At 62.4% G+C, this 14,021-nt stretch carries 12 protein-coding genes; 10 read left to right on the plus strand and 2 right to left on the minus strand.

Features of this window, described 5'->3' with window-relative positions:
- Positions 1-17 precede the first annotated feature (17 nt).
- The 6 genes from mraY to murB are packed head-to-tail and all read left to right on the plus strand — an operon-like array spanning position 18 to position 7,208.
- Complete coding sequence (gene mraY / locus FFM53_RS20855) at positions 18-1,118, plus strand: phospho-N-acetylmuramoyl-pentapeptide-transferase (protein ID WP_003541415.1); 1,101 nt, start codon at positions 18-20, stop codon at positions 1,116-1,118.
- 7 nt (positions 1,119-1,125) lie between these two features.
- Positions 1,126-2,538, plus strand: a complete 1,413-nt coding sequence (gene murD, locus FFM53_RS20860) for a UDP-N-acetylmuramoyl-L-alanine--D-glutamate ligase (protein WP_138387071.1) — start codon at positions 1,126-1,128, stop codon at positions 2,536-2,538.
- A 1-nt stretch (position 2,539) separates the two neighbouring features.
- The gene (ftsW, locus tag FFM53_RS20865) at positions 2,540-3,694 is read left to right on the plus strand and encodes a putative lipid II flippase FtsW (protein WP_017988955.1); all 1,155 of its coding nucleotides are present in this window, start codon (positions 2,540-2,542) and stop codon (positions 3,692-3,694) included.
- Positions 3,695-3,700: 6 nt separating this feature from the next.
- Positions 3,701-4,825, plus strand: coding sequence for an undecaprenyldiphospho-muramoylpentapeptide beta-N-acetylglucosaminyltransferase (murG, locus tag FFM53_RS20870; protein ID WP_138330517.1), 1,125 nt, complete (start codon positions 3,701-3,703; stop codon positions 4,823-4,825).
- A complete protein-coding gene (gene murC, locus FFM53_RS20875) occupies positions 4,822-6,237 on the plus strand; it encodes a UDP-N-acetylmuramate--L-alanine ligase (RefSeq protein WP_027683743.1) in 1,416 nt (471 codons plus the stop codon). Before murG ends, murC begins: the two co-directional genes overlap by 4 nt.
- Entirely contained in the window at positions 6,234-7,208 is a 975-nt protein-coding gene (gene murB, locus FFM53_RS20880) for a UDP-N-acetylmuramate dehydrogenase (RefSeq protein WP_138387072.1), read from the plus strand. The genes murC and murB overlap by 4 nt, the downstream gene beginning before the upstream one ends.
- A gap of 4 nt (positions 7,209-7,212) precedes the next feature.
- Here murB and FFM53_RS20885 read toward each other — a convergent pair whose 3' ends face one another.
- Positions 7,213-8,142 carry a UDP-glucose 4-epimerase family protein gene (locus FFM53_RS20885; RefSeq protein WP_138387073.1) on the minus strand — a complete coding sequence of 310 codons (930 nt, stop codon included), beginning with the start codon at positions 8,140-8,142 and terminating at the stop codon, positions 7,213-7,215.
- Positions 8,143-8,257: 115 nt separating this feature from the next.
- The gene (locus tag FFM53_RS20890) at positions 8,258-9,571 is read right to left on the minus strand and encodes an MFS transporter (protein WP_138387074.1); all 1,314 of its coding nucleotides are present in this window, start codon (positions 9,569-9,571) and stop codon (positions 8,258-8,260) included.
- A 269-nt stretch (positions 9,572-9,840) separates the two neighbouring features.
- Here FFM53_RS20890 and aqpZ point away from each other — a divergent pair, with 269 nt between their 5' ends.
- The 4 genes from aqpZ to ftsA all read left to right on the plus strand — a co-directional run bounded on the left by aqpZ (position 9,841) and on the right by ftsA (position 13,974).
- Positions 9,841-10,527 (plus strand): aquaporin Z, encoded by a 687-nt coding sequence (gene aqpZ / locus FFM53_RS20895; protein ID WP_138387075.1) that lies wholly within the window; start codon positions 9,841-9,843, stop codon positions 10,525-10,527.
- Positions 10,528-10,799: 272 nt separating this feature from the next.
- A complete protein-coding gene (locus tag FFM53_RS20900; protein WP_138387076.1) occupies positions 10,800-11,726 on the plus strand; it encodes a D-alanine--D-alanine ligase in 927 nt (308 codons plus the stop codon).
- Positions 11,714-12,646: a cell division protein FtsQ/DivIB gene (locus tag FFM53_RS20905; protein WP_138387077.1), complete on the plus strand. Its 933-nt coding sequence runs from the start codon at positions 11,714-11,716 to the stop codon at positions 12,644-12,646. Before FFM53_RS20900 ends, FFM53_RS20905 begins: the two co-directional genes overlap by 13 nt.
- Positions 12,643-13,974, plus strand: a complete 1,332-nt coding sequence (gene ftsA / locus FFM53_RS20910; RefSeq protein WP_012758279.1) for a cell division protein FtsA — start codon at positions 12,643-12,645, stop codon at positions 13,972-13,974. The genes FFM53_RS20905 and ftsA overlap by 4 nt, the downstream gene beginning before the upstream one ends.
- Positions 13,975-14,021 lie beyond the last annotated feature (47 nt).

Raw genomic sequence — 14,021 nt, forward strand, 5'->3', positions numbered from 1 at the left:
TAAACAAGGGGCCCTGAATGCTGATCTGGCTTGTCGAACTGTCGGAATATTTCAAATTTCTGAACCTGTTCAGATATATTACCTTCCGCACGGGGGCTGCTCTCTTCACCTCAGCACTGATCGTCTTCCTGTTCGGGCCGACGATCATCAATTCGCTGCGCATCCGGCAGGGCAAGGGCCAGCCGATCCGCGCCGACGGGCCGCAGACGCATTTCAAGAAGGCCGGCACGCCGACCATGGGCGGACTGATGATCCTCGCCGGCATCGTCGGCGCGTCGCTGCTCTGGGCCGATCTTTCCAACGTCTATGTGGTCGCCACGCTGCTGGTGACGCTGGGCTTCGGTGCGATCGGCTTCTACGACGATTATCTTAAGGTCACGAAGCAGAGCCACATGGGCTTTTCCGGCAAGGCCCGTCTCGGTATCGAATTCGTCATCGCCGGCATCGCCGTCTATTTCATGATGCGCACCGCCCTTGCCTCGGGGATTGCCGGCTCGACCTTCGGCTCCTCGATCGCCTTTCCCTTCTTCAAGGACTTCATGATCAATATCGGCATCATGTTCGTCGTCTTCGGCGGCTTCGTCATCGTCGGCGCCGGCAATGCCGTCAACCTGACCGACGGTCTCGACGGGCTTGCCATCGTGCCTGTGATGATCGCCGCCGCCTCCTTCGGCGTCATCGCCTATCTCGCCGGCAACGTGGTGTTTGCGAATTATCTGCAGATCAATTTCGTGCCCGGCACCGGCGAACTCGCCGTGGTGCTTGGCGCGGTCATCGGCGCCGGCCTCGGCTTTCTCTGGTTCAACGCGCCGCCGGCCGCCATCTTCATGGGCGACACGGGGTCGCTGGCACTCGGCGGCACGATTGGCACCGTCGCCGTCGCCACCAAGCACGAGATCGTCATGGCAATCATCGGCGGCCTCTTTGTCATCGAGACGCTGTCGGTCATCATCCAGGTCGGTTTCTTCAAGATGACCGGCCGGCGTGTCTTCCTGATGGCGCCGATCCATCATCACTTCGAGAAGAAGGGCTGGACCGAGAGTCAGGTGGTGATCCGCTTCTGGATCGTCGCCGTCGGCCTTGCGATGCTCGGCCTTTCGACGCTGAAGCTCCGGTGAGGCAGCGATGATCCCGGTCACGACGCTCAAGGACAGGAAGGTCGCGCTCTTCGGGCTCGGCGGCTCCGGCTTTGCCACCGCCCGGGCGCTGATATCAGGCGGTGCCGAGGTGACCGCCTGGGACGACAATCCCGACAGTGTCGCCAAGGCCGCTGCCGAAGGCATCAGGACGGAAGACCTGCACAACATCGACTGGAGCCAGCAGGCGCTGTTCGTGCTGTCGCCCGGCGTGCCGCTCACCCATCCGAAGCCGCACTGGACCGTCGATCTTGCGCGGGCGGCCGGCGTCGATATCGTCGGCGACGTCGAACTCTTCGTGCGCGAGCGCCGCGCCCATGCGCCGGATTGCCCTTTCATCGCCATAACCGGCACCAACGGCAAGTCGACCACGACTGCGCTGATCGCCCATATCCTGAAATCATCAGGCTACGACACGCAGCTCGGCGGCAATATCGGCACGGCCGTGCTGACGCTCGATCCGCCGAAGGCCGAGCGTTATTACGTCGTCGAATGCTCCTCCTACCAGATCGATCTGGCGCCGACGCTGGACCCGTCGGCCGGCATCCTGCTCAACCTGACGCCGGATCATCTCGACCGTCACGGCACGATGCAGCATTATTCCGATATCAAGGAAAGGCTGGTCGCCGGCAGCGATGTCGCGATCGTCGGCGTCGACGACAGCCATTCGGCGCTGATTGCCGATCGTGTCGAGCGGGCAGGCGTCAAGGTGGTCCGTATTTCGCGCCGCAACGTGCTGGCCGACGGCATCTATGCCGAGGGCACCAAACTCATCCAGGCCGCCGGCGGCGCCATGCTGCCCTTCGCCGATCTCGACGGCATCCAGACGCTGCGCGGCAGTCATAATGCGCAGAACGCCGCCGCAGCCGTTGCCGCCTGCCTCGCCGTCGGGATTTCCGCTGACGACATCCGCACCGGCCTTGCCTCGTTTCCCGGACTGAAGCACCGCATGCAGCCGGTCGGGCAGCGTGGCCGCGTCGTTTTCGTCAACGATTCCAAGGCGACCAATGCCGATGCCGCAGCGCCGGCTCTTTCGAGCTATGATCGCATCTATTGGATCGCCGGAGGCTTGCCGAAGGCTGGCGGGATCACGACGCTTGCTCCCTATTTTCCGCGCATCGCCAAGGCCTATCTGATCGGCGAGGCGGCGGCGGAATTCGCCGCGACGCTCGGCGAGGCCGTGCCTTACGAGATCTCGGACACGCTGGAGCGCGCCGTCGCGCATGCGGCCGCCGATGCCGAACGCGACGAGAGCGCTGCTTCGGCCGTGATGTTATCCCCGGCTTGCGCAAGCTTCGACCAGTATAAGAACTTCGAAGTCAGGGGCGAAGCCTTCGTCGGCCACGTGGCGGCGCTTGACGGGATTGCGATGCTGATCGGTCCGGCAACAGGAGAGAAATGACATGGTAAGCCGCGCGGAACGTGGGCCTCTGGCCGATTGGTTCTGGACCATCGACCGCTTCTTCCTGGCAATGTTCATCTTCCTGATGGGCATCGGCTTCATGCTGTCGTTTGCGGCATCTCCTGCGGTCGCCGAGCGCATCGGGCTCGAGCCCTTCCACTTCGTCAAGCGCCATGCGGCTTTCATGATCCCTTCGATCGGCGTCATGCTCGGGCTGTCGTTCCTGACGCCACGCCAGGTGCGGCGAACTGCGATCCTGATCCTGATCATCTCGGTCGCCATGATGGTGCTGGTGCTGTTCGTCGGGCAGGAGGTCAAGGGTGGCAGGCGCTGGATCTGGATCGCCGGGCTTTCCATCCAGCCGTCGGAATTCATGAAGCCTGCCTTCGTCGTGGTCTGCGCTTGGCTGTTTGCCGAACATGCGCGCCAGCCGGAGATCCCTGGCAATCTCTTTGCCATCATCCTGTTCGGCATCGTCGCGGCCCTTCTCGTCGCGCAGCCGGATCTCGGCCAAACCATCCTGACCACAGCCGTCTGGGGCGGAATGTTCTTCATGGCCGGCATGCCATGGATCTGGATCATGCTGCTCGGCATCGGCGGCGCCGGCGGCCTGCTCAGCGCCTATTACGTCTTCCCGCACGTCGCCGGCCGAATAGACAAGTTCATGACCGGCGAGGGCGACACGTTCCAGATCGACACCGCGCGCGAGGCGATCATCCGCGGCAGCTGGTTCGGCCAGGGACCGGGCGAAGGCATCGTCAAGCGCATCATCCCGGATGCGCATACCGACTTCATCTTCTCGGTCGCGGCCGAGGAGTTCGGCATCGTGTTCTGCATGGCGCTCGTAGCGCTGTTTACCGTGCTGGTGCTGCGCGGCCTCTCGCATGCCTATCGCGAGCGGAACGACTTCAACCGCTTCGCTGTCGCCGGCCTGGTGCTGCAGATGGGCATCCAGTCGATCATCAATATCGGCGTCAATCTCGAACTGCTGCCGGCAAAGGGCATGACGCTGCCGCTGATTTCCTATGGCGGCTCGTCTATGGTGGCGATCTGCGTCACCGCCGGCTTCATTCTGGCGCTGACGCGCCATCGACCGGAAAAACGCGCACAGGACCGGAGCCTCTTCCGTGTCCCGCACGGCATGCCGGCGGAGTAGAAGACCATGAGCAAAGGCATCGTGCTGCTTGCCGCCGGGGGAACCGGCGGCCATGTGTTCCCGGCGGAGGCGCTGGCCTTCAAGCTGAAGGAGCGCGGCTATTCGGTGCATCTCGTCACGGACAGCCGGGCCGAGCGTTATGCCGGCAAGTTCCCGGCCGAGGAAATCCATGTCGTGCCGTCGGCGACGATCGGCTCAAAGAACCCGATCGCCGTCGCCCGCTCGCTATGGACGCTCTGGAGCGGCATGCGGGCGGCAAAGAAGCTGATCCAGCGGTTGCAGCCGGTCATCGTCGTCGGTTTCGGCGGTTATCCAACCGTGCCGCCGCTTCTTGCCGCCACCCGGCTCGGCGTGCCCGCGATGATCCACGAGCAGAATGCGGTGATGGGGCGCGCCAACAAGGCCTTGGCAACTCGCGTGCAGGCCATCGCCGGCGGTTTCCTGCCGGAGGGAGGCGCTGCCTTTTCAGACAAGACGGTGACGACTGGCAATCCCGTCCGCCCGGCAATCATCGCCGCAGCCGAGGTGCCTTACACGCCGTCGCATGCGGGCGAGGCCTTCAACCTCGTCGTCTTCGGCGGCAGCCAGGGCGCGCAATATTTCTCCAAGGCGCTGCCGACGGCGATCAGCCTGCTCGACGATGCGCTTCGCCTTCGCCTGCGCATCACCCAGCAGGTGCGTCCCGAGGATATGGAGATGGTCAGCGGCTGCGTCGCCAGGCTAGAGATGGGAGCCGATATCGCACCCTTCTTCACCGACATGGCCGAGAGGCTGGCAAGGGCGCATCTCGTGATCTGCCGTTCGGGCGCCTCGACGGTTTCGGAAATCTCCGTCATCGGCCGGCCTGCCGTGCTCGTGCCTTACCCGCACGCTCTCGATCACGACCAGGCGGCGAATGCGGCGGCACTTGCTGCGACCGGCGGGGCGAAGGTGATCGCCCAGTCGGAGCTTTCGCCGGAGAAGATCGCGGCGATCCTGACGGCTGTGATGAACGATCCAGAAAAGCTTTCGCACATGGCGGCGGCGGCGAAACTCGCCGGGAAACCCGATGCCGCGAACTTGCTTGCCGACCTGGTTGAGGCTATTGCCGCCAGACGGACAATTGCGGAATTCAAGAGGACACGCGCATGAAACTGCCGAAGACGATCGGTCTCGTCCATTTCATCGGCATCGGCGGCATCGGCATGAGCGGTATTGCCGAGGTGCTGCACAATCTCGGCCACAAGGTGCAGGGATCGGACCAGGCCGACAGCGCCAATGTCCAGCGCCTGCGCGACAAGGGCATCGAGGTCTTCGTCGGCCACCGGGCCGAAAACCTGGGTGAGGCCGAGGTCGTCGTCGTCTCGACGGCAATCAAGAAGAGCAATCCGGAACTCATCGCCGCGCGCGAAAAGCTCCTGCCGGTGGTGCGCCGTGCCGAAATGCTCGCCGAGCTGATGCGCTTCCGCAATGCAATCGCCATCGGCGGCACGCATGGCAAGACGACGACCACCTCGCTGGTCGCCACACTGCTCGAAGCCGGCGGGCTGGACCCGACCGTCATCAATGGCGGCATCATCAATGCCTACGGCACCAATGCCCGCATGGGCGAGGGCGAGTGGATGGTGGTCGAGGCCGACGAATCGGACGGCACCTTCCTGAAGCTTCCGGCCGATGTTGCGGTCATCACCAATATCGACCCGGAACATCTCGACCATTACGGCAATTTCGACGCCGTGCGCGCCGCCTTCCGGCAGTTCGTCGAGAACGTGCCGTTCTACGGCTTCGGCGTCATGTGTCTCGACCATCCCGAGGTGCAGTCGCTGGTTGGCCGCATCGAGGACCGCAAGATCATCACCTATGGCGAGAACCCGCAGGCCGACGTGCGCTTCAAGAATGTGCGCATCGACGGCACGCGCTCGATCTTCGACGTCGAAATCCGCCGCCGCCGCACCGGCCAGGTAATCGAGCTCAAGGGGCTGGTCATGCCAATGCCCGGCCGGCATAATATTTCCAACGCGACGGCGGCGATTGCCGTTGCCAACCGGCTCGGCATATCGAGCGCAGATATCGCCAAGGGGCTCGCCTCCTTCGGCGGCGTCAAGCGCCGCTTCACGCTGACCGGCGAGTGGAATGGGGTGCAGATCTTCGACGATTACGGCCACCATCCGGTCGAGATCAAGGCGGTGTTGCGCGCCGCCCGAGAGTCCTGCAAGGGCCGTGTCATCGCGGTCCACCAGCCGCATCGCTTCAGCCGTCTTGCGAGCCTGTTCGAGGAATTCGCCGCCTGCTTCAACGATGCCGACAGCATCTTCCTGGCACCTGTCTATGCGGCGGGTGAGGATCCGATCGAGGGTATCGATTCCGTGTCGCTGGTCTCGCGCATAAAATCCGGCGGCCATCGCGACGCCCGCTTTCTAAGCTCGGCGGAGCTTCTGCCGCAGATGGTCGCGGAGGTTGCAAAGCCTGGCGATTTCGTGGTTCTGTTGGGGGCTGGGAGCATTACATCCTGGGCAGCGGCGCTGCCCAAGCAACTGGAAGGCCTATCGGGAAAGTCCGTATGAAACAGGTGAATGGGGAAAAGCTTCTCGCGTCTCTCGGAGACGGTGTAAAGGATATCCGCGGCCGTATCACGCCGGATGCCCCGATGGACCGCGTCACCTGGTTCAGGGCCGGTGGCCTGGCCGAGCTGATGTTCCAGCCGCATGACGTCGACGATCTCATCGCTTTCCTGAAGATATTGCCGGAAGAGGTGCCGCTGACGGTGGTCGGCGTCGGCTCGAACATCCTGGTGCGCGACGGCGGCATTCCCGGCGTCGTGCTGCGCTTGTCGGCCAAGGGGTTCGGCTTCGTCGAGCTTGCCGGTGAAAACCGCATTCTCGCCGGCGCCATCTGCCCGGACAAACATGTGGCGGCGATGGCGATGGACAACGGCATCGGCGGCTTCCATTTCTTCTACGGGATTCCGGGCGGCATCGGTGGCGCGGCGCGCATGAATGCTGGCGCCAACGGTGTGGAGACGCGGGAGCGGCTGATCGAGGTCCATGCGGTCGACCGCAAGGGCGACAAGCATGTGCTTTCCAATGCCGAGATGGGCTATTCCTACCGGCATTCCATCGCATCGACAGATCTGATTTTCACCTCCGTGCTGTTCGAGGGCTATCCGGAAGAGCGCGCGCAGATACGCGCCGAGATGGACGCCGTGCGTAACCATCGCGAGACGGTGCAGCCGGTACGCGAAAAGACCGGCGGCTCGACCTTCAAGAACCCGGCTGGTCATTCGGCCTGGAAACTGATTGACGAGGCAGGCTGCCGCGGTCTCGTCATCGGCGGAGCACAGATGTCGTCGCTGCACTGCAACTTCATGATCAACATGGGGCAGGCGACCGGCTACGACCTCGAATATCTCGGCGAACAGGTGCGTCGCGAGGTCTTCGAAAAAGACGGCATCAAGCTTGAATGGGAAATCAAACGCCTCGGCGTCTTCATGCCCGGCCGCGAAGTGCGTCCATTCCACGGCGTGACGAGCGAATAACGGTTTACCTCACCGCAAGCTTCAGGCCGTCGCGCGGCGTGACGAGGGGCGACCAGCCGAGCACATCGCGGGCATGGGATATATCGACCTGCAGGGAACCGCAAAGACGCTGGTAGACGGCGTCCTTTCCGGTGAGTCTCGCGCCCATCTGCAACAGGGCGGGAGGGAAATGGAGCAGCATCGGTTTGACACCCAGCCCCGCGGCAATCCCTTCGATAAGCCCGGGAGTCGATAGATCTTCACCATCGCCTGCGAGAAAGGTCTGGCCGGCAGCACCCGGATGCTTCATCCCGACGATGATCAGGTCGACGAGATTTGGAAGCGCGACCAGTGTCCGGCGGTTCTTCAGCGAGGCGAAGGGGAGCGGTATCTTCCTCCGGACAAGTCCGACGAGCAGGGCGAAGTTGCCCCGCGCACCGGGTCCATAGACGAGCGGCGGGCGAATGACGACAACTTCCATGCCTGTTCGGGCGGCGATTTCATGCAGCCCGATTTCAGTTTCCAGCTTCGAGATCCCATAGGGATCGATCGGCATTGGCGTATCGTCATGCCGGAAAGGCCGATCGTTCTCCTCACCATTGACCTTGATGCTGCTGATAAAGACGAACCTTTTTACGCCCGCGCGGGCGGCCTGCTCGGCGAGGTTCAACGTGGCGGCGGTGTTGATCCGACGAAATTCCGCAAGCGGATCGGCTGCGCGGTCGTGCATGATGTGAACACGAGCGGCGAGATGGACGATGACATCAATACCCTCGAGAGCAGCCGTCCAATCGGTTTCACTGGATATCTCGACGGGAAAATGCCGCACAGATGTCGGGAAGCTGGCGGCTGCAGATCGCGTCGTCACCGCAAGCTCGCATATCTGCTCTCCATGCAGTCTTTCGACGAGAGGCCCACCGACAAAGCCGGCTGCGCCGGTAATGAGGCATCGCATGATCTGTTCCCCGTTTTACCGTGAGTGTTCCGGTTAACCGGAAGTGCTGACGGCATCAATAAAAAAGCCGCGACGATAGAGCGCCGCGGCTTGTTATTCATTTGTTGATCGAGGTTCAGACTTCCTCGTGGCCCGACAACCGGATGCAGACCAGCGAGATCACTGCCGAGGCAGCGAGGTAGTAGCCGACATAGTCCAGACTATAATGGGTGGCGAGCCAGGTGGCGATATAAGGGGCGAGCGAAGCGCCGAAGATGCCGCCGAGGTTGAAGGTCATCGAGGCGCCGGTATAGCGCACTGTGGTCGGGAAGGGGGCGGCGAGCGCAGCGCCGATCGGACCATAGGTGAAGCCCATCAAGCCGAGGCCGATGATCGAGCACAGGAAAGCGCCTGTGAGACCGCTGGTCAACAGCGTCGCGTAGAAGAAGCCGAAGATGGCGATGGCAATCGTCGTCAGCGTCAGGATGATGCGGCGTGAATAGAGATCGGAGAGCCAGCCGGAAAGCGGGATCGTCAGGCCGAAGAAGAGGACGCCGACAAGCTGGACGACCAGGAACTGCTCGCGGGAGTAACCGAGCCCACCCTTTTCCAGAGGTGTCGTACCCCAGGAGAGCGTGAAGACCGTCATCAGATAGAACAGCACAAAGGTCGCAACGGCGATGAAGGTGCCGAGGATCAGGCTACGCAGATGGTTGCGGAAGACCACCTCGATCGGCACGTCGACGCGCTCGTGCTTTTCGACGGCTTTGCGGAATTCCGGCGTCTCGGCGATCTTCAGACGGACATAGAGGCCGACGGCGACGAGGGCGAGGCTGGCGATGAAGGGAATGCGCCATCCGTAGTCGAGGAAATCCTCGTTGCTCATCGTTTCCGCCAGGATGAGGAAGAAGCCGGAGGAGAGGATGAAGCCGATCGGCGCGCCGAGCTGCGGGAACATGGCGTACCAGCTGCGCTTGCCGGGAGGAGCGTTTTCGGTGGCAAGCAGAACGGCGCCGCCCCATTCGCCGCCAAGGCCGAGGCCCTGACCGAAGCGGCAAAGCGCCAGCAACAAGGGTGCCGCGATGCCGATCGCATCATAGCCCGGCAGCATGCCGATCAGGACGGTCGAAAGCCCCATCGTCATCAGCGCGGCGACGAGCGTCGCCTTGCGGCCGATGCGATCGCCGAAATGGCCAAAAATCACGGCGCCGATGGGGCGGGCGAAGAAGGCGATCGAGAAGGTGACGAGCGACTGCAGCGTTGCGGCGTTCGAATCACTTGCCGGGAAAAAGAGATGCGGGAAGACGAGGACGGCTGCCGTCGCGTAGACGTAGAAGTCGAAGAATTCGATGGTGGTGCCGACAAGGCTGGCGATGAGAACGCGAGCCGGGGAATTGACTTGCGCACTGTTCGAGGCAGGAGTCGGCGATGCGGAGATCGCGTCTGTCATGTTCATTCCAATCAGTATTTTTGTGAAGCGCCTTGGGAGGCGGGCGGGTCTTAACGCAATTTCAGATCCGAGAAAATGTCAAAACATGCAGTCGCTATAGTGGACGCGGCCCGCATGGGTTACCGGCTCGCGTCCCCCGGTGTCATCTCAAATCCTTGGGTTTTACTTCCTTGCGCGAGGCTTGCCACGGCGGCGGCCGCGCGCTTGACCGGAATCGAATTGTAACAGATTCATTGTTAACCCTCTGGTTGAGGGCAGAGGAGATATCCATGCAAAAGAGTCTTGTTGCCGAATTTCTCGGCACGTTCTGGCTGGTCTTCGGCGGATGCGGCAGTGCCGTGCTGGCCGCGGCCTATCCCGAGCTTGGAATTGGTTTTGTCGGCGTGGCCTTTGCGTTCGGTCTGACGGTGCTCACCATGGCCTATGCCGTGGGCGGCATTTCGGGCGGTCATTTCAATCCGGCGGTCTCGCTTGGCCTTACAGTTGCCGGACGGTTTCCGGCGGGGCGCCTCGTTCCCTACATCGTCGTGCAGGTTGTCGGCGCCATCGCCGCGGCGGCGCTGCTTTATCTCATCGCCAGCGGCAAGGCGGGTTTCGAACTCGGCGGCTTTGCCGCCAACGGATATGGCGAGCACTCTCCGGGTGGTTATTCACTGCTTTCGGCGCTGCTGATCGAAGTGCTGCTGACCATGTTCTTCCTGATCATCATCTTGGGGTCGACCAGCAGCCGGGTGCCTGCGGGCTTCGCGCCGCTGGCGATCGGCCTCGGGCTGACGCTGATCCATCTCGTTTCTATCCCGGTGACGAATACCTCGGTCAATCCGGCCCGTTCCACCGGCCAGGCGCTTTTCGTCGGCGGCTGGGCGCTGCAGCAGCTCTGGTTGTTCTGGATTGCGCCGCTTGCGGGTGGGGCGCTCGGCGGGCTCGTATGGAAATTCCTCGACGACGCCGACTGACTGCAAACAACGAGCTATCCCATTGAGCCCGCGCGGTTTTTCCGTGCGGGTTTTTCTGTTTTCGCGGATCGGCGGCGTCTTCGATCTGGCAATCCCGAAGAAGAGAAGGTTAAAAAATCAAGGGCGCGGCAATACGAAGTTAACGAAAGTAAACACTTCATTAACCATAATGATGCTCTAATGCACCCAGGTCGGACAAAGGCCCGAAACGGCGCAGACAGCTTCGCGCAAGCGTCGATTTCGAAAATCGAAGTTATTTTTTGGGGGTGTTGATGAGTCGCAAGCATGTCGCTGTCCTGATGGGCGGATTTTCCTCGGAAAGGCCTGTCAGCCTTTCCTCGGGAAAGGCTTGCGCAGAAGCTCTCGAGGCAGAGGGCTTCGACGTGACGCGCATCGACGTGGCGCGCGACGTTTCCGAGAAGCTTGCCGCGCTGAAGCCCGATGTCGTCTTCAATGCGCTTCACGGCCCGTTCGGCGAGGACGGCACCATTCAGGGCATCCTCGAATATCTCGAGATCCCCTATACGCATTCGGGCGTGCTTGCCTCGGCGCTGGCGATGGACAAGGACAAGGCGAAGCTCGTTGCCGGCGCCGCCGGCATTCCGGTGGCCGAATCACAGGTGGTCAACCGTTTCGCCTTTCCCTCGACGCATCCGATGAAGCCGCCCTATGTGGTGAAACCCGTCCGCGAAGGGTCGAGCTTCGGCGTCGTCATCGTCACCGAAGATCAGGCGCATCCGCCACAGATCGTCAGCTCGCCCGAATGGCGTTACGGTGAAGAGGTGCTCGTCGAGCGCTATGTTTACGGTCGCGAGCTGACCTGCGGTGTCATGGGCGAAACTCCGCTTGGTGTCACGGAAGTGGTGCCGCAGGGACACAATTTCTATGATTACGACTCCAAGTATGCGGCAGGCGGTTCAAAACACGTCATCCCCGCGAAAATTTCACCGAATATTTACCAAAAAATACAAACATTGTCCCTAAGGGCGCATCAGGCAATCGGTTGTCGCGGCGTCAGTCGGTCCGACTTTCGTTACGACGATCGTTTCTCCGAAGACGGCGAAATCATCTGGCTGGAGGTCAATACCCAGCCAGGGATGACTCCAACCTCGCTCGTGCCCGAAATGGCCGGCCATGCCGGCTATTCCTTTGGTCGGTTTCTCCGGTGGATGGTGGAGGACGCGTCTTGTTTGCGTTGACAGTCAAGAGGATAGGGCGCCCCAGCCATCATGCCGTGCTTCCGATCGTGGAGGCCGAAGAGCGGTTCGTGCTGCCGCGTCCGCTGCGCCGGGTCACGCGCTTCCTGATCAGTCTCTGCAGTGGCCGCATCTACATTCCTGTTCATACGGGCACGGTCTCGGCGCTCGCTTTCTTAGGCGCGACGGGGCTTTACGGCATGTCGCTCGGCGGCCACACGGAAGCCGTGGCGCAGGCGACGACGACGGCCGCAGGTTTTGCGATCGAGGACGTCAAGGTCTCCGGCAATTCGGAGACCTCCGAAATCGAGATCCTGCAGTTGATCGGCCTTGACGGCACGACCTCGCTGGTCGCCCTCGACGTCGATGCCGCCCGCCGGAAGATCGCGCATCTTCCCTGGGTCGAGAATGTCGAGGTCCGCAAGATTTATCCGAAGACGATCGAGGTGAAGCTCAAGGAGCGCCAGGCCTATGCGATCTGGCAGCACGGGCAGGAGCTTTCCCTGATCGAGAAGAACGGCAGCGTCATTGCGCCGCTGCGCGACAACAAGTTTTCGGCGCTGCCGCTCGTCGTCGGCCGCGATGCCGAAACGGCGGCGGCTTCGCTGGACGACGCCTTCTCGAAGTGGCCCGACGTGAAGGCCCGCGTGAAGGCCTATGTCTGGATATCCGGCCGTCGCTGGGATCTGCATATGGACAATGGCGTCGTCGTCAAGCTGCCGGAAGACGGTATCGACCAGGCACTGGCGACGCTTTCGAAGTTCGACAAGGAGCATCAGCTGCTGGAGCGGGACATTGCCGCAGTCGATCTCAGGCTGGCCGACAGAACCGCGATCCAGCTGACGCCGGAGGCGGCGGTCCGCAGGCAGACGGCAGTGACGGAGCGTACCAAGGAATTGAAGAAGGCGGGGCAGAATATATGAGCTTGTTCGGTTCATCCCATTTCGGATTGCCGCGCCTGAAGCCGCTTTCGTCGAAGCGGTCACATGTCGTTTCGGTGCTCGACATCGGTTCGACCAAGGTCGTCTGCATGATCGGCCGGCTGACGCCGCGCGAGGAAAGCCAGATCTTGCCGGGCCGCACGCACAATATCGAGATCATCGGCATCGGCCACCAGCGTTCCCGCGGCATCAAGACCGGCGTCATCGCCGATCTCGACGCACTGGAAGGTGTCATCCGCCTTGCCGTCGACGCGGCGGAGCGCATGGCGGGACTGACCGTCGAGAGCCTGATCGTCAACCTGACGGCCGGCCGGCTCGGCAGTGACATCTACACCGCGACGATCGATCTCGGTGGCCAGGAAGTCGAGCTCAACGATCTGAAGAAGGTGCTGTCGGCCGCTTGCCAGCAGTCGCTGCGTCAGGACCGTTCGGTGCTGCATTCGCTGGCGACCGGCTTCTCGCTCGACGGCGAGCGCGGCATCCGCGATCCGCTGGCGATGTACGGCGATGCGCTCGGCGTCGACATGCATGTGGTGACGGCGGAGCGCTCGGCGCTGAAGAACCTCGAACTCAGCGTCAATCGTGCACATCTGTCGGTCGAGGGCATCGTCGCAACGCCCTATGCATCGGGTCTTGCTGCTCTCGTCGACGACGAGGTCGAACTCGGCTGTGCGGCGATCGACTTGGGCGGCGGCACGACGACGATCTCGGTCTTTGCCGAGGGCAAGCTCGTTCATACGGATGCCGTCGGCCTCGGCGGCCATCACGTCACTACCGACCTGGCGCGCGGCCTCTCGACCCGCATCGAGGATGCGGAGCGGCTGAAGGTCGTGCATGCCTCGGCCCTTTCGAATTCCTCCGACGAGCGCGAGCTGATCTCGATCCCGCCAATCGGCGAGGACGATCGCGACCAGCCGTCGCAGGTGCCGCGGGCGCTGGTTTCGCGCATCGTCTCGGCCCGAATCGAAGAGACGATGGAACTGATCCGCGACCGCATCCAGCGCTCCGGCTTCAGTCCGATCGTCGGCAAGCGCGTCGTGCTGACCGGCGGAGCGAGCCAACTGACCGGCCTTGCCGACGTGGCGCGGCGCATCCTTGCCCGTAACGTCCGCATCGGTCGTCCGATGGGCGTCTCTGGGTTGCCGACGGCGGCCAAGGGCCCGGCCTTTTCGACGGCCGTCGGCCTGATGATCTATCCGCAGGTCGCGGACATGGAGACACATGCGTCACAGAGCGGCCTGCTCATGTCGCTTGGGGGAAATAACAGCCGCATAGCCCGCATGGGCCAGTGGCTGAAGGAAAGCTTCTGAAATTTGAGTAATTGGCCGGCGTGGCGATGCGGCCAGAGAGAGAAGGA

The organism is Rhizobium indicum, assembly GCF_005862305.2.
GTDB classification, from domain to species: domain Bacteria; phylum Pseudomonadota; class Alphaproteobacteria; order Rhizobiales; family Rhizobiaceae; genus Rhizobium; species Rhizobium indicum.